Source organism: Paraburkholderia piptadeniae (genome assembly GCF_900007165.1).
Lineage (GTDB): Bacteria > Pseudomonadota > Gammaproteobacteria > Burkholderiales > Burkholderiaceae > Paraburkholderia > Paraburkholderia piptadeniae.
The window spans coordinates 67,109-93,220 of sequence record NZ_CYGY02000075.1 but is presented as its reverse complement, the minus strand read 5'-3'; the positions used below and the strand labels follow the sequence as shown (position 1 = coordinate 93,220).

The following is a 26,112-nucleotide window of genomic DNA, read 5'->3' as shown; positions in this document are numbered from 1 at the left end:
TTCGCGACCCATAATCACACGCTGCGCTGCAACAGCGGTAACCAAATGTAGATAACGAGGCGACCGCACTTGCCGTTTCCGCTAGAATCCGGTACGCATAGCCATCAAGATGCTCCAGAGCAATTCAATGAACATAATCCCTGTCATTATCTGCGGCGGCGCGGGCACGCGTCTGTGGCCGGTATCTCGCGAAGCATTTCCCAAGCCGCTCCTGAAACTGGCAGATGGGCAAAGCCTCCTCCAGAAAACGTTCCTGCGAGCATTGAATGTCAGCAAGTCGGATGAAGTTGTCATTGTTACAAATCGTGACACTTATTTCCTGACGAAGGACGAATGCGTCGAAGTCGAGTCGAACGTGTCCCGGCTGGGTTTCGTGCTGGAACCGATGGCCCGCAACACGGCGGCCGCGATCGGGGTGGCGGCGGAAGTCGTACGGGAGCAGCACGGCCCGGATGCCATTATGCTGGTCATGCCTGCCGACCATCTGATCGAAGACGAAGATGCGTTCGGCGCTGCGGTGCAGCATGCAGCACGCTCTGCGCAGGAAGGACGGCTTGTGACATTCGGTATTCGGCCAACCGCGCCGGAAACGGGCTTTGGTTACATCGAATACGATCAGGCGCCTATCGAGGGTGCCGAGGCCGTTCACAAGGTGATGCGGTTTGTTGAAAAGCCGGAGCTGAATGTCGCACGCGAGCTGGTCGCGGACGGACGCCATTTGTGGAATGCCGGCATGTTCTGCTTCACCGCAGAAACCCTGTTGGCCGAACTGGAGCAGTATGCGCCCGGCGTTGCTGGCCCGGCAGCGGATGCGGTGCGCACGTCGAAGCGCAGTACGTCGGACGACGGTTATGCAGTTGAACTGGACGCTGCGCAATTTCGCAATGCCGAAGACATCTCCATCGATTATGCCGTCATGGAGCGCTCGGACAATGTCAATGTCGTACCCTGCCAGATGGGCTGGAGCGACATCGGCTCGTGGCAGTCGATCAGCGATCTGACACCTGCAGACAACCGTGGCAACCGCATTCATGGGGAGGCGGAGCTGCATGACGTCGATGGCTGCTTCGTGCGCAGCGACGAGCGTGTCATTGGCATGGTCGGCGTTCGCGATCTGCTCGTCGTGGATACGGCCGATGCACTGCTGATTGCCGCTCGCGACCGCGCGCAGGACGTCAAGCAGATCGTCGCGAAGCTCAAGAAGGCCAATCACGATGCATACCGGTTGCATCGGACGGTGCATCGCCCGTGGGGAACCTACACCGTGCTCGAAGAAGGCGTGCGCTTCAAGATGAAGCGGATCGTCGTGAAGCCGGGTGCGTCACTCTCGCTTCAGATGCATCATCATCGCAGCGAACACTGGATCGTGGTCAGCGGCTGCGCGGATATCGTCAATGGCGATAAGCTGATTTCGTTGCAACCAAACGAGTCGACTTACATTCCGGCCGGACATAAGCATCGTCTCATCAATCCGGGGGTGATGGATCTGGTGCTGATCGAGGTTCAGTGCGGTGAATATCTGGGCGAAGACGACATCGTCCGCTTCGAAGACGTCTACGGCCGCGCGCCGGCTGCCTGATTCGGCCTTGTGCGGGGATCGTCCGGCGCCTCCCGCCCTATCCGTTCCTTCTACCACACAGGGCGACCCGTAGCCCTGCGCCGCCAGCCATCGAAGCTGGCGGAAGACACCAATCCAGCCGGGTCCATGCGCGTACTACATTTTTATAAAACCTATAAGCCAGACTCGATGGGCGGCGTCGAAGAACTGATCGGCCAGATCTGTTCCGGCGCGGCTAAACGGGGTGTGTCTAGTGACGTGCTCACGGTCAGCGACGATACCTCGACGGTTGATTTCGGCGATCACAAGCACTATCGCGCGAAGCTCGACGTGATGGTTGCTTCGTCGGCGTTCTCCGTGGCGGCGCTCCGGCGTTTTGCGCAGCTGGCCCGGAATGCGGATGTGATTCACTATCACTTTCCGTGGCCCTTTGCGGATGTCGTACACTTCGCGACGCGTGTGCGCAAGCCTACGATCGTCACGTATCACTCGGATATCGTGCGACAGAAGTTCCTGCTGCAGTTTTACCGGCCACTTCGCGACCGATTTCTGTCGAGCGTCGACCGGATAGTTGCGACGTCGCCCAATTATCTGGCGACGAGCGACGTTCTGCAGCGCTACAAGGACAAGGTCGAAATTATTCCGATCGGGCTCGACGAGCGCGCTTACCCGGCCGCGTCTACAGAAAAACTGAAGTATTGGCGCGAGAGAATTGGCCCAAAGTTTTTCCTGTTCGTTGGAAATCTGCGCTACTACAAGGGGTTGCATATTTTACTGGACGCGCTGCGCGGAACGGAATTCAAGACCGTCATAGTTGGAGCTGGGCCCGCCGAAGGCGCGTTGCGAGCGCAAGCGGCAAGCTTGAAGCTTAAAAACGTCGAGTTTGTAGGCCCTGTAGATGACGAAGACAAGATCGCGTTGCTCACGCTATGCCATGCGCTCACCTTCCCGTCGCATCTGCGTTCCGAAGCGTTCGGGATTTCGCTCCTCGAAGGAGCGATGTTTGGCAAAGCGCTGGTGTCGGCGGAAATCGGGACTGGAACTTCATATGTCAATATTGCCGGCGTAACAGGCCTCGTGATACCGCCGAATGATGCGCAAGCATTACGGGAGGCAATGACGCAGCTGTGGACGGACGAAGCACGGACCGCAAACATGGGCGCTGCGGCCCGTCAACGTTTTGAGCACTTTTTCACCGCCGACAGAATGGCGGAATCGTATGTCGCTCTGTACATGCAGCTAGCCGGCAAACGGGCACGATAGAGATCCAAAACCGCACTGGTGGCGGATTTGGACCGATCCGGATTTGTTATAATAGCCGCCGCCTTCGACACTGCAACACAAATCAAGCGTCGTTGAGTCAACCCAATCATTACAATCTACCGTGCCAGGTAATAACACTTTGCGTTTGCATGCGCAACGGCCGGACAAACGAAATTGCCGAGGAAGCGAATGAAAGCGGTCATTCTCGCGGGCGGTTTGGGAACACGTATCTCCGAAGAGACACACCTGCGACCGAAGCCGATGATCGAGATCGGAGGCAAGCCGATCCTGTGGCATATTATGAAAATCTACTCCCAGCACGGAATTAATGACTTCGTGATCTGCTGCGGATACAAGGGCTACATCATTAAGGAGTATTTTGCCAATTACTTCCTTCATATGTCTGATGTCACGTTTGACATGGCGGACAACCGCATGGACGTCCATCAACGCAACGCCGAACCATGGCGCGTGACGCTGATCGATACGGGCGAAGACACGATGACGGGTGGACGTCTCAAACGTGTCGCACGATACGTGCGCGATGAAGAGGCCTTCTGTTTCACGTATGGCGACGGCATCAGCGATGTCAACATTACCGAACTCATCGCGTTTCATCGCTCGCAAGGCTCGCTTGCCACGCTGACTGCGACCTATCCGCCCGGTCGCTTTGGCGCGCTCGACATCCAGGCCGATCATCGAGTTATGACGTTCCAGGAAAAACCGCGCGGTGACGGGGGCATGATCAACGGCGGCTTTTTCGTTCTTTCTCCAAAGGTCCTTGACCTGTTGGTCGACGACAGCACGATCTGGGAACGGGAACCGCTCGAAACGCTGGCGAAACAGGGCCAATTATCTGCGTATCAACATCACGGTTTCTGGCAGCCGATGGATACATTGCGCGACAAGAACCTGCTTGAAGATCTTTGGCAGACAGGTAAGGCTCCATGGAAGATTTGGCAAAAATGAATGCGCAATTTTGGCGCGGCAAGCGCGTTCTTCTGACGGGACATACCGGCTTCAAAGGCACATGGCTTTCGCTATGGCTGCATTACCTCGGCGCGGAAGTCACAGGGTTCGCCTTATCGCCAAGCACCGAACCCAGCATGTTCCACCTGACGAACGCCGCCGACGGTATGCGCTCGGTGCTGGCGGACATCCGCGATGCCGCTGCGATTGCCTCGCTCGTCGAGGATGTTCAGCCGGAAATCGTGATCCACATGGCGGCTCAGCCGTTGGTTCGCTACTCCTACGAAAACCCGATCGAGACGTACCACACCAATGTTCTCGGTACAGTTCATTTGCTTGACGCCGTGCGGCACGTGTCGAGCGTACGCGCAGTTGTGAATGTCACAAGCGATAAGTGCTACGAAAATCGCGAGTGGGTGTGGGGATACCGTGAACAGGATCCGATGGGCGGGTTCGATCCCTACAGCAGCAGCAAGGGTTGCGCGGAACTCGTCACTTCGGCGTTCCGGAACTCGTATTTCTCGCCCGACGATTTCGACAAGCACCGCTGCGCTGTCGCGACTGCCCGGGCGGGGAATGTAATAGGCGGCGGCGACTGGTCAGAGGCCAGGCTCATTCCGGATGTCCTGCGCGCGGTCACCGCAAAAGAACCAGTGAAGATTCGCTATCCGAAGGCGATTCGACCTTGGCAACACGTGCTTGAACCGCTGGCAGGATACCTGCTGCTTGCACAGCGGTTGTGCTCGGACGGAATTGCATATGCAGAAGGTTGGAACTTCGGCCCTTCCGACACGGACGTTCGGCCGGTCGAATGGATCGTCGAACAGATTACCCGTCAGTGGGGAGCAGGTGCGACATGGGTCGTCGATGGCGGAGATCATCCGCACGAGGCGGCTCATCTGAAGCTGGATTCTTCCAAGGCGCGACAGGTGCTTAGTTGGAGAACACGATGGTCGCTTGCGGACTCGCTTGAACGCATCGTTGCGTGGCATCAGGCTTACGTTGGCGGTAAAGATATGCGTGCCTGCACGCTCGCACAAATTGAGAATTACATGCAAAGCGCCTGATGTTCTGGCGTGCATTTCGACTTCACAGGAACCATTGATATGAGCAAGTTCAACTTCGTCATGATCTCCGCTGGCTTCGAGCACGGTGGCAACGTTACGCACCGTCACCTTGACGGCCATTCGCAACTGCTCGTCTACCCGTTCGAGTCGCAACTGGGAAATCGCCGGTTCAACGACTTTCTGGCGTCTGTGGAGCGAGTCCAATATCGCTATCCCGAGTTTCCAGAAGGGCTGACGGCTGCCGAACTCTACGAACAGTTGATTGACGAGGAAATGAAAACGTTCCTGCGCAAACGCAACGGCTCGAAGTTCAAGGACGCGGATCTGGCTCTCAACGAAGCTGATCGTATTGCGGATTTCAAGAAGCTGCTCGGCGAGGGCCCTTACACGCGTCGTCAGGTCATCGAGGCATTCTTCCGCTCGACGTTCTCAGCATGGAAGAACTACTACACGACGCCCGCTGAAGGCATGACGTACGTTGGCTACTCGCCCGCTATCGGCATCGATGCGGACCGTATCGTGCGCGACTTCCCCTACGCAAAGATCATGCATATTGTGCGCAATCCGTTTTCGGCTTACCGTGATACGAAGCGTCGTCCGTTCCCGCAGCCGCTCAGCATGTACCTGATCACGTGGAACATCTATCACTCCACGGTCGAAATGTACGCACGCATGTATCCGCGCAACGTGAAAATCTTCCGCTACGAAGATCTGGTCGCCGACAAAGAAGCGTTCATGAATGACGTCTCTCGGTTCATCGGTGTTGATTTCGAAAAGTCGATGCTCTACCCGAGCTGGAACGGCGTTGAGATCAAGGACAATATCGCTCCGTGGGGCACGGTCCTGAAGAGCACTGCTGCCTACAACGAGGAGATCATCGACGAACTCAGCGAAGCAGAAAAGGCACAGATCGCTCAGGGTACCGCCGCGCTTGCTCGTCACTTCAAATACGATCAGGTGCCGTACCTGTCCAAGTTCTATCGTGCTGAGTAAGCTCCGTCATTTTACTAACGACGAGACGAACGATCTGGCGAGACTACGGTCTCGCGTTGACGTGCGGTCGGTATTGGGCGCACTAGGCGCGCCCAATACCCCGTTTCTGGCGGTGAAAGGCGGCACATTAGGCGTTGGCTTCATAGCACAGGTCGATGGACGTGACCGATTTCTCAAATCGTATGCGTCCGCCGAAGGCAAGCCGAATCTCGAGAAAGAGTTTCGGATTCTGACGCACCTGTATGGCGAGAGGCTGGACATCAGGCGCATTGAAGTTCCGGGTGACCAAGGACTTACGCGCGTTTGGCTGTTTATGGATGTGCTTCGCCCGCTGGATGCGCCGCTTACTCCGGGCGAAACGCGGTCCCTCATTGAAACGTATCGCGCGCAGCTAGCTTCCCTGCCCGCCAACGCTCTCCAGACGGCCGACACGCTCGGAACGCTCATTACTGACGCGAAGCGAGGGCTATCGAATCTCGCGTCGGCTGGGCAGATCGGCGTAGACATGCACCACGCCTTGAGTGCGCGCCTCGAGCAGCTCACGAAGAAATGGCAATCCTTCTCGCCTTGCATCTGCCATGGCGATCTGGGACCGCGTAACATCATGACCGTCGATGGCCGCCCTGTCGTCATCGACTGGGAAGACGCGTTCTGGGGTGTTGATGGTTACGACTATCTTTACTGGCTAACGTTTTTCGAGAACCGCCGGCATTACAACAAGGACATCCTCGGCCATACACAGCTAGGTACAGAGGTTGAAGTGACGCTGCTTGCGATGATTCTGCTCCTCAAGAGCGACCTGTCGTTGCGCGCCAATACCCTTGTCGGCAATCAGATTACCGTTGAGCAACGGATTGGTGAAGTCGTTGCCCTCGCCTGAGGGCAGGACTATCGGGATAGGTGCAGTCGATGCATGTTAGTCAAAGTGATCTAGATGAAGTGCTGCTCGCCGCGCGCGAGGACTTGGATGGGTTGCGCAATGCTCGCATATTCCTGACAGGCGGGACCGGATATATCGGCTGTTGGGTGCTGACGAGTCTGCTTCACGCGGACACCAACCTGCAGCTGGGTCTCGACGTAACGATACTGTCGCGAGATCCGCAGCGATTCGCCAAACAATACGCGCACCTGGCCGGGCACAAATCAGTTGAACTCGTCCAAGGCGATATCCGCGACTTCGCCTTCCCGTCCGGCTCGTTCACACATGTGATTCACGGCGCGACCGACGTCATCGCCCAACATACGCCCCTGCAGACTTTCGATGTCACCGTTGCTGGCACGCGCAGGGTACTCGATTTCGCCCAACGGTGTGGTGCAAAACGTGTGTTGCTGATGAGTTCCGGCGCGGTGTATGGGAAGTTTCCGCCTGGAGTCCAGAGTATTCGCGAGGACTACACGGGCTCTCCATCGACCGACTCGCCGGCGTCGGCGTACGGCATAGGCAAACTCGCCAGCGAATGGCTGGGTACAGCGTATGGTGATTCGGGTGCCATGTCCTGCTCGTCAGCGCGTATCTTCGCGCAGATCGGGCCGACGCTCGCACTCGACAAGCAGTTCGCGGCAGGCAACTTCCTGCTCAACGCACTGCGCGACGAACCGTTCGTGATCAAAGGGGACGGTACGGCAGTGCGTTCATATATGTATTCCACCGATCTCGTCTCGTGGCTGCTCGCAATTCTTGTTCGGGGAAAAACAGCCCGTGCATACAATGTCGGCTCTGATCATGGGGTCTCCATCCGCGAACTGGCTGCGGCCATCGCACACGAGACGGGCCGATCGGAAGACTCAATTCAGGTACTCGGCCAAGCCGCACCTGGCGCCGCACCGAATCAATACCTGCCGGACATCAGCCGGGCGACCGATGAACTCGGTCTACGACTCACCGTGCCGCTCGACGAAGCGATCCGCCGGACCTACAAGTGGTACCGCAAACAACCAAGCTAATGCGATCAACTACCATGGATACTGCTTCATTTGCGAACGCGATGCGTTTGAGAGCACTCGAACTTTGCCACCTCAAGCGCACCTCTCATATCGGCGGCGCGTTCTCCGTAGCCGATATTCTCGCGGTGCTCTATAACGAGGTGCTCGACGTTGCTCCGGCGACGCGACAGGCACCCTCGCGAGACCGCCTTTATTACAGTAAAGGGCACGCGTGCACGGCACTGTACGCCGCATTGGAGTTGCGCGGATTCTTCACGCCTGCCGAACTGACAGAGGGTTTTGCCACCGACGGAAGCTATTTCACGTCCCACGTGAATCATCGCGTGCCAGGCATCGAGCTTTCCACGGGAAGTCTCGGCCATGCCTTGGGCGTGTCGTGCGGGACCGCTCTTGCTGGCTTGCGCCGCAACTTGCCGTACACGGTCTTTACCGTGGTGAGCGATGGCGAACTGGACGAAGGCTCCAACTGGGAAGCGATTCTGTTCGCGGCTCACCAGAAACTGGACAACCTCGTGACGATCGTCGACTACAACAAAATCCAGAGCTTCGGATCAGTGGCGGAGGTGATGAACCTCGAGCCGCTCGTCGACAAGTTTCGCGCGTTCAACTGGACTGTGCATGAAGTCGATGGACACAATCTCGAGCAGCTTTCAAACACGTTGCGCGCACTCAAGGCCGACCGTTCCGGTAAGCCCAAGTGCATCGTTGCGCACACCGTGAAGGGCAAGGGCGTGAGCTTCATGGAGCAGCAACTCGCCTGGCACTACCGCTCGCCGAGCGAAGATGACTACAGGAACGCTCGCATTGAGCTGGGGGTGAAGTAATGCGTAACACATTCATCAATACCCTGTGTTCCCTTGCGGACGCGCACGATGACGTGTTCCTGCTTTGCGGAGACCTTGGATATTCTGTGTTGGAGCCGTTCGCGACTGCGTTTCCTGACCGTTTTCTCAATGTCGGCGTCTCCGAACAGAACATGACGCAAGTCGCCGCCGGGCTTGCGCGTGAGGGCTATAACGTATTTACCTATTCGATCGGCAACTTTCCGACACTCCGTTGCATGGAGCAGATCCGGTATGACGTCTGTTACCACGAGTCCAGCGTCAAGGTGGTGGCTGTCGGCGCTGGGTACGCCTACGGGCCGCAAGGCGTGTCGCACCACACTACAGAAGACATTGCGATGCTGCGCGCCATCCCGAACATGACGGTTTGCGCGCCCGCCGACGCGATCGAAGCGCGCGCGGCCGCAGAGTTCATGGTAAAGCATCGTGGGCCAGGATATGTTCGCATCAACAAGTCGGGAGAGCCGGCTGTGCACGCGGCGGAAACCGCACTCACGCTGACGCCAGGAGAATTCATCCAGGTTCGCGCTGGACGTGGCGCCGCCGTGCTTGTGACTGGCGCGATGCTGGGCAATGTCGTGAATGAAGTGCGCGATGGCGGACTCGACCATGCCGTCTATAGCGTGCCGTTTATCGGAAATTACTCACATAGTGCACTGACCTCGCTTGCGCAGTCGTTCAATACGTTGATCACAGTGGAAGAGCATCAATTGAATGGTGGATTCGGCGGTTCCATCGTCGAGGCGCTGAGCGACCTATATAGTGCAGGCGGCATCGGACGCATGCCGAAGGTGCGCCGGATTGCGATTCCCAATCGTTTCATCGGCGTCTCAGGTAGCCAGGAGTATCTGCGCGCGCGGGCTCAACTCACACTCAAAGCTCTCGATCAGCAATGAACGAGACGCGCACCCAGCCGAACCGCCTGTGGTCGCTCGCAAAAGCGCTGGTACGTGGCGAGGTGCGGTTTTTTAACTATCTGATAGTCGGCGGTCTGAATACGCTGTTTGGATATGGCGTATTCACGCTGATGATCTATGCCGGATGCCACTATAGTGTGGCAATTGCAGGCTCGACGATACTTGGCACCCTGTTCAACTTTAAGAGCACGGGTGCGCTTGTATTTAAGTCTCACGACAACTCAAAGATTGTGCGATTCTTGCTCGTCTATGTCGTTGTCTATTGTGTGAACGTGCTTGGTGTCGGCATGCTGATGCGGCTGGGAATGAATGCCTATTACAGCGGCATGGTCATGATCTTGCCCCTTGCGCTGCTTGCGTACCGTTTAAATAGCCAGTTTGTGTTCAAGACATGAAAAAAATCAGTGTGGTCACGCCGCTGTTTAACGAGCAAGCTAATGTGGCCGAGCTCTGCCGGCGCATTGCGGAAGTCATGCAGTCGATCCCCTATGACTACGAGCATCTGTGCATCGACAACTGCTCTACAGACGATACTGTCCCGCTGCTTCGCCAGATTACGGCATCTGATCCGCATGTCAAAGTAATTGTCAACGCGCGGAATTTCGGGTATATCCGATCTTCATACCATGCCCTGCTGCAAGCGGACGGTGATGCAGTAGTGTTAATCGCGTCAGATCTGCAGGATCCGCCAGAAATGATTCTTGAATTCGTCCAGAAGTGGGAGGAGGGCTTCAAGGCGGTCATGGCAGTTAAACCGGTCAGCGAAGAATCGAAGATAATGTTCCGGCTGCGCAGGCTCTACTACAGGATCGTCACGCGCATTTCCGAGGTGCCGCTAGTACAGAACGCGACCGGGTCCGGTTTGTTTGATCGCGCCGTGCTTGATGTACTGCGTTCGATTCAGGACCCGTACCCGTACTTTCGCGGCCTCGTGTGCGAAGTCGGTTTTCCGATCGCGACGGTTCCATTCAAGCAGCCACGTCGAGTTCGCGGCGTAAGCAGCCAGAACTTCTACTCACTGTATGATATGGCAATGCTCGGAATAACCAAGCATTCCAAGGTCCCGCTTCGGTTGATGACTATCGCGGGTTTCTTGCTGGCATTCGTGAGTCTGATCATCGCATTTGGCTATCTTGTGGCCAAATTGCTGTTCTGGAATGCTTTCGTGTTAGGGACGGCGCCGATTCTCATTGGCATATTCTTCTTTGGCGCACTGCAAATGATGTTCCTCGGTCTCCTTGGCGAATACATTGGCGCGATTCAAACTCAGGTGCGCAATTTGCCTCACGTTATCGAGGCGGAGCGGATCAATTTTTAGCGACCGATTGCGGCATGCAATAACCTTCCCGAAGGAAAGATCGTCGCTACTGTCGCTCACCCGCTGAACGCTTTCGGCTGATGTAATATCCAGCAGAAACCTATATAGGAGGCTCAATGTCACCCGCGCTTCGCTCCGGCCTTAAAGAAGCTATCCTGCTCGCTGGCGTCGTTCTGATGATCGCCGCGTGGAGCTGGCTCCTCAATCACATCAATCTCTACCGGTAATCGTCCGGCAGCACCCCGTCCCATGACCCGAACGCATTCCCGCCTTGTCGTGGCGGCTGTAGCCGCCTGCGCGCTCGTTTTCCTTCTCGTCCGATTCGGCCCTTACTTCCAGACCAGCAGCTTCGACCTCGTGCAGCATTACATGCTGGTCGACGAGATTATGAAGTATGGAGAGATCAGGCCGGATGCAGTTGATCGCATGCGCATCATGGCGTTCTACCCACCAGCGACGCACTGGATGGCCGCCGTCATCGGCTGGATCGGCGGATCGGGCCTCGTCGGCATCAACCTGATCACGATCGCATCGGCGTTTCTGGTCTACGCCCTCATCATAGGTCTGGTTGGAGAAGGGTCGATTGTCCGCATCGTCCTGTTCGCAGCGGCTTTCTATGCCTTCAAGTTCACGAAAGCGATGGTCGGCTATGAGGTCGTGCTGAACTTCTTCTACCCGCAGCTCGTCGGCGATGTGATCTATTTCGGCATTCTCATGTGGCTCGCGCGGTCGGGCGATCTGCTGGAACGCGTGATCGTGCTGACTGTTGCTGGTGGCCTGACGATGTGGGTACAGCCGCTGGCGTCCGTTCATATCTTCGGCGCCGGGCTCGCGCTGCTGGCGTTCGACGGCCTGCACCGCTGGGTACGCGAGAAGCAGCTCCCGCTGAGGTATTTCGCCTACGTGCTGCTTGCCGCCATCGCATCGGCCGTCATCGTGGTCGAGCATCCTGTGTTCAAGATCATGCGCCGCATCTCGGCGAACGACGGCGCGTTGAACTTCGGCTACACGCACATCATGTCCGTCGCGATCCTGTGCGGCGCAATCGGTGTGCTCAATCTTGTGCTGCGTTTGCGCAACAGGGGCACATACGTCGATTCGGTTCTGGGCTGCGCAGTGGTGGCCGCGACGGCGCTGGCGGTCGTGCAGTTCGCCGCTCTCAAGTTTCATGGCGACGGCTCAGCCTATGCCATCAAAAAGCACATGTTCCTGATTGTCACACTTGGCATCATGAATGCGGTGCGCATCGTCACGCTGCCGATCAGGATGAAGCCCGTCGAGGATATCGCCGGCGCGGCGACTATGGCCTGCGCGACCGCGATCGCGTGCGTCGTCCTTCATGGATTTACCGAGCCCGTGCGCCCGCTCGTGCGCGTCTTGTCGTACGCCAACAGTGCGACGAACATCGGCTTTCCGCCGTTCGCGCCGGGGAACACGGCGTCGGACGATAGCGCACTCCCCGTGATCGCCAACGTGATGGTGTCTCTGACCGCCTTCCAGTATCCGTTCAATGACAAGTCCATCGCATGGCAGGGTGGCGCAAGCATCCGACACGACGTGAAATACGTGATGGTCGCCAGCTCGCCGGACGTCGACCATAAGTGCGAGCAGCGGTACGCAGAAGGCACAGACTTCGTGATAGTGCCATCGTCATGTCTAAGCCTGTACACGATGGATGGCCCGCTGAACTTCTCAACGGCCGGAAATGGGCGGCAGTATTCAGGCGATGGATGGAATACCCCTGAATCATGGGGAACATGGACGGACGGGAAAGCCGACGCCGAGCTGAGTTTCAACCTGCCGAAGGACAAGCGCGGACCGTTCGATCTGGACGCCGACGTGATGGCGTACATCACGCCCACGCACAAGGCGCAGACCGTAATCGTCTCGGTCAACGGAAAGGACGTTGCGACGTGGTATTTCGACGCTGACAAGGAGGGACCCGCCGGTCACCGGACTGCGGTGATACCGGCTGATCTCGTGAAGGAGGAAAAGGTGTCGATCGTCTTCAGAACGCCGGGCGCCGTCTCCCCGATGCAGGATGGCGGCCCGGCTGACGAGCGCGTGCTGGGTCTTGGCGTGAAGGCGATTAACGTACGCGCCGCGCGCGAATGAATCCGCTGGCTGTGACTGTGCCGCCCGAGAAATTGCCTTGCCCCACCAGATAGACCGTCGTCGTGGAGGCGATGCTGATCCGGGTAATGGGTGCCGCTACATTGGTTCCAATCGTCATCGAACTGATTTGCGCCTGCGAGTTCTGAACGCCCGTTGCCGCGTTCTGGAACGTCGCCGCAGTGGTGCTGATCCCTGCGATAGCAACTGACATCGTCGAACTCGACAGCGTAAAGCTCACTATCCCGGTCACATCCCAGTCACCGGCGGTCAGGAACATGCTTGTTACTGTGAGAGGCGTGCCACTGGTAACCTGGTAACGGAGACACCAGTTGCCGATCCCGGCGTCGGATATTCGCCAATACTCCCGGCCTGCGCGCTGTCGTGCGTCGCCGTGCCCTTGATCCCGATCGGGCTGGATGGTGTGATCGGCGCGCTTGCGTTCAGCGTCGTGAATGAGCCTACGGCCGCCGCCGTTCCTCCTATGGCGGGAGGCGATGCCCAGATAGTCGTGCTGCAAGTAAAGCCGGTATTGCTCGTGTATTGCAGGATGCTCGATGACGTGCTGCAGCTCGGCATCGCAAATGCCGTCGGCGCCGCTGAAGAGCTGGTCGCGTTCGCGAGCACTGTGTTTGCGACGATCACGGCAATACCGTTCAGCCCCGCCCCTCCCCACGCCGGTGCGCTCGACGCTCCCGTCGAGACGATGGTCTGGCCGCTCGATGAACCCGAAGGATTCAGCCGCTGGATCGGTGCGAGACTCGCGCCGAAAGCGATCTACGCATAGAGCGATACGAGAGCGAGAAGGATCCGTTTTATTCTTCTGTTCCTTGATGTGGACTCGTATGAGAGCGTCACATTCACTTTCGTGGCGCTGCTCACCAGACGAGAGCCACCGGTGAAAACCTTGATCGCTGCAGAGTTGCCATTTGCGGTGCCGTCGACGGCTGCGCGGTAAGCTGCACGGCTCCCGCGTTCTGCACGGACGGCTGGATGATAGTTGGGGTCGCGCCGAGGTTGTACGTTGCAACGATGTTGCCGCTTGCATCGGTGTTTCCGACCACCTGCATGCGGTAATCGAATCAGCCGAAATGGCCGGTTCCAAGCGGTTTTCCACCCGCTCCCGGAGCGACGCAATACGGGATCTTTCCGTCGAAGTAGATGCTGTTGTTCGGCTCTGCATTGAATGCTGAAAAACCGAAGCCAGACTGATTCCACGTCTGAACCTTCGCATTGCATGTATTCTAACGGCGTCTCATTAGCTCAGACAGACGTCACAGCACCCACAAAGGCATCTCCGGACCGATCCAGTCGGGACACTATCTCAGAATTGGCAAAATAGACGTTACACCGTAGACTCTCTGATGTCCTCGAGGCAGTAAGGCACCTCGCACGGAGAACATTCTATCGCGGGGCCAGCATGAACTGGCTCCTTTACATCGTCGCTGTAACCGCACAGAAGCATGATGGCCATTAGACAAATTACTCCGTTTCGCCAGCTGGCCCGCGCCTATTCCGCGCTATTGAATATCAATCACACGATCACCCAGCTTCCTCAGTCGCAGAAAGAGGCATTGGGCGAAATCAGGGATGCGATCTCTTTGCCGTCGCTGCGACAAGAGATCGATGGCCTTCGTCACCAGGTCGCTACGCTCGAAGCATCGTTCGACGCGCGCGTCTCAAAAGCCCTTCGCGACCACTTGTATTTGCCGAAACCATCGCACTGGTCCGCGGAAAAACCGTTCCTACCCTTCTCCACATGCAGCGCAGCGGACTTTCTTCATCCACGTTACGAGGAGATTTGCGGCATCCTTGCTCACGGCTTGCAATTCCATCGCAAACTGTGGGAATGGATTTTCGTGTTCCACCATCTCGAACAAGCAGGCGTGCTCAAGGAAGGAAACCGCGGGATCGGGTTCGGCGTCGGTCAGGAACGACTGCCTGCCGTTTTCGCGAACCGCGGGGTGACCGTGCTCGCAACCGACGCTCCACCGGAAATCGGCGTGTCGAGCGGCTGGACCGAAACGGGACAACATAGCGACAGCCTCGCAGAGCTCAAATTTCCGGAGATCGTCTCGGACGCGGTGTTCGATGCAAAAGTGGCGCATCGCTTTTGCGACATGAACGCAATCAGCGATGATCTCACAAGCTTCGATTTTACCTGGTCCTGTTGCAGTTTCGAGCATCTCGGCTCGCTGGAGGCAGGCATGCAGTTTGTGATAAACAGCGTTGAGAAGTCGTTGAAACCAGGCGGCGTCGCGGTGCATACGACAGAATTCAATCTGTCATCCAATGACGAGACGATCAAAGAGGGTCACACGGTACTTTATCGTCGCCGCGATCTGGAAGAACTTGTCGAGCGTCTCAGAACGGCCGGTCACGAAGTTCAGCGATTTATCGTCGCGCCAGATTCGCACTTCCTCGACTTCCATGTCGATCTTCCACCCTACGCTGACGCTCCGCATCTGAAGATCAAATTCGGCCAGCACGTGACGACGTCCGCGGGCATCGTCGTACGGAAGAAGAGTTGATCGCGAAACGAAGAAGCCAACTCCTGGTCGGCTTTCTTCACTTGCTTCCGGCGCTCAGTCCGTCTCCGACGGATCGTAGGATCGATAGAGCCAGCCTGGACGCTTCCCACCGTCGGGCCCGGTCTTTCGCGCACGAATAAAAATGTATTGCCCGAGATCGTGTTTGCGGTAGTCGATCAGATGACCGAACAGCGCCGTGTCGAGGTGCGCATCGGCCTGATTGAGATGAACATCCGCAGAAAAAATTTCGTCGACCGTAAAGCCCAGATAGTTCAGCAGCGTGTATAGCTCGTGTTTGTTGTACTCACGGTTATGTCGCCCGTACGGACCATATGCGCTGTAGCCGTCGTTGATATTTGAACCCACGATCATCCGCGCGACATTCTCGATGCGGGCGACGTTCGGTGTAGTCAATACCAATGTCCCGTTTGGTTTGAGGATCCGCTTGATCTCTCGCAGGACGCGAATCGGATCGTTCAGTAGGTGTTCGATGATCTCGCAGAACAGCACGATCCCAAGCGACTCTGACTCGAAAGGAAATGCGTCCTCTTCGATATTGAAGTGAGCGTACTCAAGTTGAACGTCCGCCTTGATCGACGCATTGCTGAACTCATTGAAGAACACGCGTTGCGTCGCATTGCCGTTTGCGTACGTTGGGCCGAAATAGTTCGCGAGGCGCCAGTCCACCGGAGTGAACTGGCGCAAAAGCATGGTCGTGAAGTAGGGATTGGCACCGAGTTCAAGCCCGGTTACGGATTCGCTCGAACCGGCAATCGCGCGTTGCACTAAGCCGAACGTGTGCAGGAAGCGCTCGAAATCCTGCTCGCAATAGCTCGCGATCGTATCCGGCGCATCTTCGACATGGACATGTCGCAACCACTCGAACAGATCGTCCCGACCCACACCCTCAGGCAGCGGCAAGGGCGGCCGCAACGGAAAGCTTTCCAGTGAATACAGCTGCCTTGTATCCGTCCCGCTTTCCTGCATCACCGGTGCGACGCTGGAGCTCTCCACAGGAATTTCCTGCGCCACAGTCGAACTACGCCTTTTCAGGAACATCATCGCCCTCGCAATGTAAGAGTCAAGTCGGTTCAGATTGTCACTTCAATCGCGGCGTTTCAAGTCGGATGAGGAGCCGCGCCTCCATCGCGATCACGCGCCGAACCCTCAGTGGTGCGCCTCCACCGGCAACCACGTCCCATACCACTCTTCTCGCAGCAGTACGTTCTTGATCTGATCGGCGCTTTGCGCCCACGTGAGCCACGGCATGCCCGTCGACACAGGCGCATTGCCCTCGTGATTCGCCAAAAGCCAAGCATTCACGGCATCGGCCAGCGCCCCGGACGAATCACCATTGAAATAGAAAGCATGCTCGCCCGCGACTTCGCGGAAAACAGGCAAGTCGCGCGTGATGATCGGTAAGCCCTTCTGCGCGGCCTCGATCAGCGGCAAGCCGAAGCCTTCGCCATTGGACGCCGTCAGCAGCACAGCGGATGCCTCGTAAACCTGCTCGAGGAATTCGTCGCTCGCGCCCTGCAGCCAGAACAGACGCCTGTTCCGCTCGGGATGTTGCTCAAGCTTCTGTGCGAACTCGGCCAATCCCCAACCCGCTTTGCCGACAATGGCAAGGTTGACGTCGACGTTTTCCGCCCACAGCTTCTCGAATGCGGCAACGACCTGAATGTGCCCCTTGCGCGGCTCGACCGTGCCCACCATCAGGACGGTCGGTCGCGAACGCAGCGCATGAAGGGTCCCGGTGGCATCGGGCGGCAAGCCCTTCGACGGTTGACTGCTTTCGATGTCGGCGCCCAGGTGAAAGTAACCCAGCTTCAGATCGTGCAGCCGGTCAACGGGACCGGTGTCGAGCCATACGCGCAGATCGTCGGCCACCGCGCGAGAAATACCAATCAGGCCGTCGGACACGTGCGAAATCGTCTTCAGCCACGGCGGGAAGCACAGCGCGATGACTTCCGGGAACCAGTCCGGATGCATGACGGGAAGCAGATCGTAAACCACGAAATAGATCTTCACGCCGCGCCGGCGCTGACGCACGAACCACTGCTCGGCCGGCGGCACGCAATCGGCCACGAGATCGAGGCCGAGGTAGATGTCGCCCTGCTGCGTATCGAGCCACTCGTCTGCGTCGTCAACCGGCTTCTCGCCTACGCCGATCGTGCGCCAGAACTCGTTGGCATAGCGATAGGCCATGACGCTTCGATCCAGCCTGACGGGGCGAACCTGCAAGCCTGGCGGCGGCGATTTCAGCAACTGAAGCAGTATGGAGCGCGTGACTCGTTGAATACCTGATTTTGCATCGACATGGCAAAGCACGGACACATCGACGAACAGTTGCCGGGCGCGTCCCACTCTCTGATTTGCGGCGATCGAGTCCGCGCTCGAAAGAAAATCACCATCCGTAGTCGGCAGGTCGATCTTGCTGAGCGCGTCAACCAACCGGCGATAACGTTGCGACGCGAGTGCCTGCGACTCCGATGAGGAACCGGGCTCTGTCTCATGCCGAGCAGCGACTTCCGCGCGCCGCAATGCGTGCGCTTCTTCGAATGCCTTCAGTGCGCGCTGCCCCGTCGCATCCCAGGAGAACTTACCGGCGCGCTCGATCGCGTTTTCTCGGAGCGACTGCCAGTACGTATGGTCGCCCAGCGCGCGCTCCATCATTGCCGCCATTTGGTTCAGGTCGAGTGGATCGAAGAGCGCGTCGTCGCGGCAGATCACTTCCGGAATGCTCGTGGTGCAGGATCCGATCACTGCCGAGCCGCATGCCATGGCTTCGAGCGCCGGAAGGCCAAATCCTTCGTGCAATGAGGGGAAAACAAACAGATGACAAAGGTTGTACAGGGCGACGAGATCTTTGTCCGACACGTAGGCAGCAAGTACGAGTTCATTCTCTAAAAGGCCATTCGACTTGGCCAGTTGATACAGCTTTGCCGAATTCGACTCCGTCGCCTGGCACACCATGAACAATTGGTATTGCTTGCGCAATTCGGCCGGCAACTTCGAGTACGCGACAATCAGACCTTCCAGGTTTTTCCGTGGTTCCACGATACCTGTCGTCATCACAAAAGGACGTGTGATGCCGAACTTACCGAATAACGCATCTCGTTGAGACGCGGAGAGATCGATCGGTTTGAACGCATCGGAAACAGCGGTTGAAATATTGGTGATCCGTTGGCGCGGAATGCCAAGTTCGGTGGCAGCTTCTTCGCCGCAATAGGCCGATATGCCGAGAAGAATATCAGCGCGTTTGAGCGCCTCGATCTTGCCCATGTAGTGCTGCTTGAAGCCGGCATCGACCAGATACTTGTCCGGATTCAGATACGGAATCAGATCGTACAGCGTCACTGCCGTGAGCATCTCCGGATACAGCCTCTTGATTGACGTAACCGAATTATCGACATAGCCTTCGAAGAGACTGCTGATGTGAACCACATCAGGTTCTAGCTCGGCAATCGCATGTTCGCGGATCATTTCGGCTGCCGAAGTACGCCAATCGTCGACGCCTCGATACAACGTCAGCGGCGGCAACGAGAAAACTGCAATGCGTTCCGCCGGCAACAAGTCGACAAACGCATGTCGAATCACTTCGACCGTTTCGGGAAACAGGTCGTTAAGGACGATCCATACTTCGTGCTCGCCTGAATTGCGTACGATGGCCCTCGCCAAGGCCATGCTATAGCGTCCAATTCCTCGCAGTCTGCTAACAGACTGGCAACCCTGTAAATCCAAAACGATGCGCATAGTTATTCTGGCGAGTAGTTATCGGTTACCGATGGTTTGACTTCTTTGACTGCAACAGATCCTGATAGACGGTCCGAGCTCGTGCCGTTAATTGCTCGACGGACTCAACTGCGGGCGCAGCGGGCGCCGTACCGAGCGCCTCATTGCCGGCGATGCCGACTAGCCTCGACCGCAGCGCGGGGAAGCGCCGCAATGTCCACGCAACACGATCTTTCAGCTTCGGGTGCGCGTGCAAGAAAGCCGCGCCTCGAACAAGCACCGGTTTCGCGACACGCTTCGCACCCGCACGCGAAAAGCCAACTGTCTTCAGGACCTGCACGGCGCCTCGAACAGGACCCATCATCCGCCACGTGGTACTGTTAACCAACGCTACAACCTGTTGCTTCGCACTGTTGGCGTCGGCTTCGGCAGCGGCCGCACGCGACTGCGCATCGACGGCAGCTTGCTCGGCCCGGCGCAACGACTCCGCCGTCTGCGCCGCTTTCTCGCGCCACAGCACAGCTTCCTTCTCAGCCTCAAGCACTCTTTCAATCAATGCATTCACGTCTTCCTCCTCTTCCTTCGAGGTCGAGAGTGGAGAAGCGCTCACGAGTGACTCAGCGATCCTGATCAGATCAGCATCCTGTTTCTTGAAAGCAATGATCGCGTAGTCCGGCGCCTGCATCAGATTTTGATCCAGAGCCGAAACCACTTTGTTTATAACTGTCGCACCCGTCAACTCACCCGGCATGAGTTGAAGGTCGTTATGCAATTCACCCCGATTGACGGGAACCACCACTACGCGCTCGAACCCAGAATACTCCGCTGCAAAGCTGAGCAAAATAGATGGAATGGGGCGTTCATGCGTCGGATCCAGATAGAAGTTGCACGCGCCGACGACGAGATTGGCCGGGTTAGGCGTTTCCAGCAAAATCGCGCCACCGTCATCGACGACACGATGAGCTTCCTTCAAAAACGCAAGAAGATTGTTGAAGCCCAGGTGCTCGACCACATGAAACGCGCTGATGAACGCATATGCCCCGTCCGCCTGTGCTCGCAGATGTTCCATCGCGTCAGCCCTGAACACCGACAGCCCCATTTCCTGACCGGCCCGCACGAAATCTTCGTTCAGATCCAGCCCTTCAGACTCGATCCCGCGTTCCTTTAGCAATTCAAGCCATTCAGCGCGCCCGCATCCCACGTCGAGCATCTTCTTGCCGATGCGGGTCGACAGTGCTTCCACGAACGGCATATAGACACTTTGCCGCCGTTTGATGACATCACGACTACCGCGGAAGCGATCTTCCAGCGCACGATAAAAATCATCCGATACCATATAATTCCCCGCGTTCCGACCTTAGCGACGTTCGACGTTCAACTCGGGCTCGATCCACGTGCAGCCGACGAACTTTCTTTTAGACATATTCAATACCTGGAAAACAACGGCCAGGTCCCGCCATTCGTAGTTCGCGCCGACGTGCGAATGCCCTGCATGAAGCGCGGTCGCAATCGAGTAGGTACCTTCGCCGAGGTTCATGGGGAAGGTGAACTGATATCGAATGCGGTCCCCTGCAATTACCGATTTCGCCGACTGCTCAAGGTGATGCGTGTTCGTGCCGAAAATGGTTTGGCCAAGGCGATCCTTGATCATGTAACCAAGCACGAGTTCTTCAACCGCGGCATGGACCGCGACCTCGATCTCGAGCACGGCAGGAGCGCCGACATCGAGAATCTCGCTCGCATTGCCCTCGGAATCGATCAAACGGATGTCCGCTATGGTTGCCTCGCCGGAACCCGACACGATCTGCGTCTTGCCTTCGCGCGTAACCGATTGCGTTACCGACGCCGCCTCCTTGTCGGCCAGCAGCGCATTGTAGTAATCGAATATCTCCTCGGGCGGTCCTTCCTTGACCAGACTCCCGCCATTCAACAGGATGGCCCGGTCGCATATCGCCTGGATCGCGGACTTGTCGTGTGAGACGATCAGCAGCGTCGTCCCTTCTTCCCGGTACGAACGGATGCGGTCAAAGCTCTTGTGCTGAAAATAGGCATCACCAACCGACAACGCTTCGTCGACGATCAGAATATCGGGCCGGTGAAACGTGGCGACGCTGAACGCAAGTCGCATCTGCATACCGCTCGAATACACGCGCACGGGCTGGTCGATGGCATCGCCGATTTCTGCGAAGTCTTCGATCTTGCGCATGTTCGCGTTGATCTCGTCGATGCTATAGCCGAGCAACTGACCCGCCATCAGGACGTTCTGACGCCCCGTGAAGTCGGGGTGAAAGCCCATGCCAAGCTCCAGCATCGCGGCCACGCGGCCCGTCATCGTGATGTTGCCACTCGTCGGCTGGGTGGTTCCCGTAATCATCTTGAGCAGCGTGCTCTTGCCCGCGCCGTTGATGCCGACAATGCCGATCGCCTCGCCCTGCTTAACTTCAAAGCTGATGTCGCGCAGCACCCATTTCACGTTGTGACGAGTGACCGCGACGGGCGAAACCCATTCGATGAGGCGCCCGAAGCGAGACGGGTATTGCTTGTACGCCTTACTGACCTTCTGTACTGAGATACTGCCCATGAATATTTGATCCGCTTATCGAGTTGCTGGCTCGAAAGACTGGAACTCGACCCATGCATACGCATCGGTCAACTGCATCGTCCACATGTGCAGCGGCGGCGCGCCGTTGCTCCTGACCGAATCTCAGGATCAACGCTTCGCGCCGCCATCTGTTCCAACCTTCCAGACCGGTCGACAACATTTCCCGCCCCGCGTGGGCCTGCTGCAGTTCAGCCCTTGACCATCCAGTTGATCGTAGCCCGCATATCGATCGGCTCAATACCCGGGGCCAGTGCGTGCAGTTTGTCGGGCGAGCCGACCAGCGTCTTGACTTCGTTTTGTCGCACGAATGCTGGATTGACCTGGACTTTCAGATCGTGGCCAGAAGCCACTCGCACCATTTCCAGCACTTCTTCCAGCGTATAAGGCTTGCCGCTGCAAATATTGACCACTTCCGATTGCGCGTCCGACTCGAGCAACGCGCGATAGAGCTTCGCCACCGTCCGGACATCGGAGAAGTCTCGCGCAACGTCCAGATTGCCCAGTTCGATGACCGGGCGGTGATTGACGAAGTGCCACACGATCTTCGGAATCAGAAAGCGGGCAGCCTGCCCACGCCCCGTGTAGTTGAAAGGACGCACCATCACGATCGGCAACCGGTCGAACCATGTTCTGACCAAGTTTTCCATCGCGAGCTTGCTCGCCGCGTAGTGATTCACTGGCGCTGGCGTGATGCTTTCCTCGATCACACCGCCAGCGTTGCCATAGACGTTCGCGCTACTGACGATGAGAATCTTGTCCGGCCGGTGGCCGACATCCGCGCAGGCCTGCAACAGATTCAACGTGCCAAGCACGTTGACCTGGTACATGTCGAGCGGCACTTCATGCGCGACAAAGCTGATCGCGGCCAGATGAACAATGAAGTCCGGGCGGACCGTTTCGATCACGTGCCGGCAATCGTTGAGCGAAGTAATATCGAGCCGCAACTCGCCTTCGCGCGGAAGACCGCCGACACACGTGCCTGTGACCTGATAACCGGCGCTGACCAGTTCGTCTCGAACATACGAGCCCGTGAAGCCATGGGCACCTGTAATCAAAACACGGCGCATAGGCATCTCAGAACGAGAAGCCGATCTTGTTACGCTGCAGATCCGACTCGACCATCAGTTTGCACAGTTCCTCGAGCGTGGTCTTCGGCTCCCAGCCCAGCTTCTCTTTCGCCTTTGCAGCGTTGCCGATCAGCAGATCGACTTCCGCCGGACGATGGAACTTCGGATTCACGCGGACGAGCACTTTGCCGCTGGACGCGTCGAGACCTTCTTCCTGCTCAGCCTTGCCGCGCCACTCGATGTCCTTACCGACAGCACGGAACGCCATCGAAACGAAATCGCGCACAGTCTCCGTACGGTTCGTCGCGAGCACGAACGTATCCGGCTCGTCGGCCTGAAGCATGCGGTACATGCCTTCGACGTATTCCTTGGCGAAGCCCCAATCGCGCTTGGCATCGAGGTTGCCGAGTTCGAGCACATCGAGCTTGCCGAGCGAGATCTTCGCGACGGAATCGGTGATCTTGCGGGTTACGAACTCACGGCCGCGCAGCGGTGATTCGTGATTGAAAAGAATGCCGCTCGAACCGAAGATGTTGTACGACTCGCGATAGTTGACCGTGATCCAGTGGGCGTACAGCTTTGCGACACCGTAGGGGCTGCGCGGATAAAACGGTGTGTCTTCCTTTTGCGGAATGGCCTGCACCTTGCCGAACATTTCCGACGTCGATGCCTGGTAGAAACGGATCGAGCGATCGATGATGCGAATCGCCTCGAGCACATTCAGTGCGCCGACGCCCGTGATCTCAGCCGTCGTTGCCGGCTGTTCAAACGACACACCCACGAAACTCTGCGCCGCGAGGTTATAGACCTCGCGCGGCTTTGCCATCTCGAGCAGGCGAATGGTCGCGCCGAGGTCAGTCAGATCGTGCTCGACCAGATGAAGATTCGGGTGACCCAGCACACCCACTTCCTGGAGACGCCAGAAGTTGACCGAACTCGTGCGCCGATAGGTACCATAGACCACGTAGCCGCGCTCAAGCAGCAATTGGGTAAGGTACGCCCCGTCCTGTCCGGTGATACCAGTCACTACTGCGCTCGTCAATTCCATCTCCTCGAGAAAGCCCTTCGCGTGATATTCGCGGCAAAGGCAACAATACCAATAACTAACGGATTATAGCCGACGGACCTCCCGCATCCGCCCGCCGGAAGATAGCCAACGGCGTGGACCCTACAGTTCGTCGACCATTTCCGCCGCGTGCCGGCGGAACAGATAAAGGCCAAATGCGCACAGCAGCAGACCGGCCACAAGCACGGGCCAGACAACGCTCCAGTCTGGCCATTCGCGGTTCACGAGAATGGCCTGATAGCCCATGATGAGGTCGGCCATTGGATTGAACTTCACGAGCGCCTTGGCCTCGTCGGGCAGCGCATGCCACGGATAGACGACCGGTGTGAACCAGAACCAGAACTGCAGAAAAATCGTCATAAACTGCCCGACGTCGCGAAAGAAAACGTTGAGGACGCCAAGCGAGATGCCAAGACCAATTGCGAAGATGGTCTGAACGACCAGGAGCGGGATCAGTGCGACGAAAGGAATTCCGGGGAAGTTGCCGCTCAATATCAGGAATATCGTGAACAGCGAAAAGATAATTCCAAAGTTCACCAAGGCGGATACGGTCACGATCACAGGTAGCGCGATCCGCGGAAAACTGAGCTTCTTTAACAAATTTGCGTTTTCAACGAACACATTCTGCGCACGCGAGACGATCTCGGCAAAGAGGCCCCAGGTCAGAATGCCGGCGCACAGGTAAATGCTGTAGCCGAACGTGCTTTGGACGCCCGGCATCCGTGACTTCATCACACCCGCGAAAATCACGGTGTACACGAGAATCATGGCGAGTGGCTGCAGCACCAGCCACGCCGCACCCAGCATGCTCGTGCGATAGCGTGTCTGAAATTCACGCTTTACGCTTCCGATAATGAAGCCCCTGTACCGTAAGACGGCACTCAACAAAGCACTCAAGTCTTGCCCTCAATCAATTGTCGCGAGGGGAATGGGACGCCATTCCGCAGATGACGCCGACCTGCAGCAGCCATAGGGCAGATCGGACGCACGCTATTGTCCGTTATCGTCTGGTCGGGAGGCAACCTGCCAGGTTCCGAAGGGCCGGATCGTTATCTTCCCTCGCGAGCCGCGCGCAGCACCGTCAGGCAGCGGCCCAGTTCATCGTCCCACTGCGGCGGCCGGATTCCGAAAACCTCGGTCAACTTCGCATTCGATAACCGCGAGTTGTGTGGGCGCCGCGCAGGCGTCGGGTACTGATCCGTCGAAATCGGCAGCACGGTCGGCGGCGCACTTAATCCAGCGTGAGCGAAAATCGCCTGCGCGAATCCCGCCCAGCTCGTTGCACCCGCAGTTGTCAGGTGATAGACACCGCTGCGGTCTATCCACGCTTCCCGTGCCGCCGCCAGTCCACCGGACGGCTGCTCAAGCATGCGTGCCGTCATTTCGGCTATTGTTCGCGACCAGGTGGGCGCACCGAACTGGTCTGCGACTACGGAAAGCTCAGACTTTTGCTGTGCAAGACGCAGCATGGTCAAGAGAAAGTTCTTGCCGTGCATGCCGTACACCCAGCTGGTCCGCAGTACAGCCCACGCACCACCTACCTGCGCAATGGCACGTTCGCCAGCGAGCTTCGTCGCCCCGTACACATTCAGCGGGTTCGGAAGATCGGTTTCGTCATAGGCACCGTCCTTCGTACCGTCGAATACATAGTCTGTCGAATAGTGAACAAGCAGTGCGCCGATCCGACGTGCTTCCTCGGCCAGCACACCCGGAGCCTCGCCATTGATGCGCATCGCCTTGCTCTGGTCGCTTTCAGCCTGATCGACGGCCGTATAGGCAGCGGCGTTCAGAATGATCGAAGGACAGACGTCCGAGATCACACGTCGAATTTGCCCCAAATCCGACAAATCGAGCTGATTCCGGTCGACCCCAACCGCCCGTATGTCATTGCGCAGACGCAATAGCAATTCAGCGCCAACCTGCCCGGTCACGCCGGTCACTAGAACGACAGGTTCACGGCGATCAGTCATGAGTAAAAAATACCAATTGGCGCTCGGCGCGTCGTTCTTACCGAATCGAGATCTGCGTCAAGCCGCAAATTATAGATTCGCCCGGCCGGCGGCCGAAGCGGTCGTAACGAACTGATACAATCCCGCCCCTAATTCAGGGCGCAAACGCATCGCCTGCG

At 57.5% G+C, this 26,112-nt stretch carries 23 protein-coding genes; 14 read left to right on the top strand and 9 right to left on the bottom strand.

All coding sequences use genetic code 11. The features are described from left to right. Positions 1-127: 127 nt before the first annotated feature. The 12 genes from BN2476_RS35635 to BN2476_RS35580 all read left to right on the top strand — a co-directional run bounded on the left by BN2476_RS35635 (position 128) and on the right by BN2476_RS35580 (position 12,986). Positions 128-1,579: a mannose-1-phosphate guanylyltransferase/mannose-6-phosphate isomerase gene (locus BN2476_RS35635; protein WP_087738888.1), complete on the top strand. Its 1,452-nt coding sequence runs from the start codon at positions 128-130 to the stop codon at positions 1,577-1,579. A gap of 168 nt (positions 1,580-1,747) precedes the next feature. After that, positions 1,748-2,821: a glycosyltransferase family 4 protein gene (locus BN2476_RS35630; RefSeq protein WP_328590436.1), complete on the top strand. Its 1,074-nt coding sequence runs from the start codon at positions 1,748-1,750 to the stop codon at positions 2,819-2,821. Positions 2,822-3,010: 189 nt separating this feature from the next. Beyond that, on the top strand, positions 3,011-3,790 hold the full coding sequence (rfbF, locus tag BN2476_RS35625; RefSeq protein WP_087738886.1) for a glucose-1-phosphate cytidylyltransferase: 780 nt from the start codon (positions 3,011-3,013) through the stop codon (positions 3,788-3,790). Then, on the top strand, positions 3,769-4,857 hold the full coding sequence (gene rfbG, locus BN2476_RS35620) for a CDP-glucose 4,6-dehydratase (protein WP_235851107.1): 1,089 nt from the start codon (positions 3,769-3,771) through the stop codon (positions 4,855-4,857). Before rfbF ends, rfbG begins: the two co-directional genes overlap by 22 nt. A gap of 39 nt (positions 4,858-4,896) precedes the next feature. Beyond that, a complete protein-coding gene (locus BN2476_RS35615; protein WP_087738884.1) occupies positions 4,897-5,850 on the top strand; it encodes a sulfotransferase family protein in 954 nt (317 codons plus the stop codon). Between the two features lie 73 nt (positions 5,851-5,923). Continuing rightward, on the top strand, positions 5,924-6,730 hold the full coding sequence (locus BN2476_RS35610) for an aminoglycoside phosphotransferase family protein (RefSeq protein WP_160111817.1): 807 nt from the start codon (positions 5,924-5,926) through the stop codon (positions 6,728-6,730). A 29-nt stretch (positions 6,731-6,759) separates the two neighbouring features. Then, complete coding sequence (locus BN2476_RS35605) at positions 6,760-7,794, top strand: NAD-dependent epimerase/dehydratase family protein (RefSeq protein ID WP_087738882.1); 1,035 nt, start codon at positions 6,760-6,762, stop codon at positions 7,792-7,794. Positions 7,795-7,808: 14 nt separating this feature from the next. Beyond that, positions 7,809-8,618, top strand: a complete 810-nt coding sequence (locus BN2476_RS35600; RefSeq protein ID WP_218274572.1) for a transketolase — start codon at positions 7,809-7,811, stop codon at positions 8,616-8,618. Next, positions 8,618-9,532 (top strand): transketolase family protein, encoded by a 915-nt coding sequence (locus BN2476_RS35595; protein WP_087738880.1) that lies wholly within the window; start codon positions 8,618-8,620, stop codon positions 9,530-9,532. The genes BN2476_RS35600 and BN2476_RS35595 overlap by 1 nt, the downstream gene beginning before the upstream one ends. Then, a complete protein-coding gene (locus BN2476_RS35590; RefSeq protein WP_087738879.1) occupies positions 9,529-9,948 on the top strand; it encodes a GtrA family protein in 420 nt (139 codons plus the stop codon). The genes BN2476_RS35595 and BN2476_RS35590 overlap by 4 nt, the downstream gene beginning before the upstream one ends. Next, the gene (locus BN2476_RS35585) at positions 9,945-10,871 is read left to right on the top strand and encodes a glycosyltransferase family 2 protein (RefSeq protein WP_087738878.1); all 927 of its coding nucleotides are present in this window, start codon (positions 9,945-9,947) and stop codon (positions 10,869-10,871) included. The genes BN2476_RS35590 and BN2476_RS35585 overlap by 4 nt, the downstream gene beginning before the upstream one ends. 249 nt (positions 10,872-11,120) lie before the next feature. Continuing rightward, positions 11,121-12,986, top strand: coding sequence for a hypothetical protein (locus BN2476_RS35580; protein WP_087738877.1), 1,866 nt, complete (start codon positions 11,121-11,123; stop codon positions 12,984-12,986). Here the strand turns inward: BN2476_RS35580 and BN2476_RS45910 are convergent. Further along, positions 12,961-13,263 (bottom strand): hypothetical protein, encoded by a 303-nt coding sequence (locus BN2476_RS45910; RefSeq protein WP_143811116.1) that lies wholly within the window; start codon positions 13,261-13,263, stop codon positions 12,961-12,963. The two genes, BN2476_RS35580 and BN2476_RS45910, sit on opposite strands and share 26 nt — an antisense overlap. 114 nt (positions 13,264-13,377) lie before the next feature. Here BN2476_RS45910 and BN2476_RS45905 point away from each other — a divergent pair, with 114 nt between their 5' ends. Together BN2476_RS45905 and BN2476_RS48745 are read left to right on the top strand one after the other, a co-directional pair. Beyond that, entirely contained in the window at positions 13,378-13,770 is a 393-nt protein-coding gene (locus tag BN2476_RS45905) for a hypothetical protein (RefSeq protein ID WP_143811115.1), read from the top strand. A 676-nt stretch (positions 13,771-14,446) separates the two neighbouring features. After that, on the top strand, positions 14,447-15,514 hold the full coding sequence (locus BN2476_RS48745; protein ID WP_235851106.1) for a hypothetical protein: 1,068 nt from the start codon (positions 14,447-14,449) through the stop codon (positions 15,512-15,514). Positions 15,515-15,568: 54 nt separating this feature from the next. On the opposite strand, the gene BN2476_RS35555 is transcribed toward BN2476_RS48745, so the two are convergent. The 8 genes from BN2476_RS35555 to rfbD all read right to left on the bottom strand — a co-directional run bounded on the left by BN2476_RS35555 (position 15,569) and on the right by rfbD (position 25,954). Further along, complete coding sequence (locus BN2476_RS35555) at positions 15,569-16,528, bottom strand: class I SAM-dependent methyltransferase (RefSeq protein ID WP_160111816.1); 960 nt, start codon at positions 16,526-16,528, stop codon at positions 15,569-15,571. Between the two features lie 153 nt (positions 16,529-16,681). After that, a complete protein-coding gene (locus BN2476_RS35550; RefSeq protein ID WP_160111815.1) occupies positions 16,682-19,201 on the bottom strand; it encodes a glycosyltransferase family 4 protein in 2,520 nt (839 codons plus the stop codon). A 94-nt stretch (positions 19,202-19,295) separates the two neighbouring features. Beyond that, a complete protein-coding gene (locus BN2476_RS35545) occupies positions 19,296-20,585 on the bottom strand; it encodes a class I SAM-dependent methyltransferase (protein ID WP_087738871.1) in 1,290 nt (429 codons plus the stop codon). A 21-nt stretch (positions 20,586-20,606) separates the two neighbouring features. After that, complete coding sequence (locus BN2476_RS35540) at positions 20,607-21,830, bottom strand: ABC transporter ATP-binding protein (protein WP_087738870.1); 1,224 nt, start codon at positions 21,828-21,830, stop codon at positions 20,607-20,609. A gap of 209 nt (positions 21,831-22,039) precedes the next feature. Further along, positions 22,040-22,918, bottom strand: coding sequence for a GDP-mannose 4,6-dehydratase (locus BN2476_RS35535; RefSeq protein WP_235851105.1), 879 nt, complete (start codon positions 22,916-22,918; stop codon positions 22,040-22,042). 7 nt (positions 22,919-22,925) lie between these two features. After that, positions 22,926-23,966: a GDP-mannose 4,6-dehydratase gene (gene gmd, locus BN2476_RS35530; protein WP_173819700.1), complete on the bottom strand. Its 1,041-nt coding sequence runs from the start codon at positions 23,964-23,966 to the stop codon at positions 22,926-22,928. Positions 23,967-24,086: 120 nt separating this feature from the next. Further along, on the bottom strand, positions 24,087-24,881 hold the full coding sequence (locus BN2476_RS35525; RefSeq protein ID WP_087738868.1) for an ABC transporter permease: 795 nt from the start codon (positions 24,879-24,881) through the stop codon (positions 24,087-24,089). Positions 24,882-25,033: 152 nt separating this feature from the next. Beyond that, the gene (gene rfbD / locus BN2476_RS35520; protein ID WP_087738867.1) at positions 25,034-25,954 is read right to left on the bottom strand and encodes a dTDP-4-dehydrorhamnose reductase; all 921 of its coding nucleotides are present in this window, start codon (positions 25,952-25,954) and stop codon (positions 25,034-25,036) included. Between the last annotated feature and the right edge of the window lie 158 nt (positions 25,955-26,112).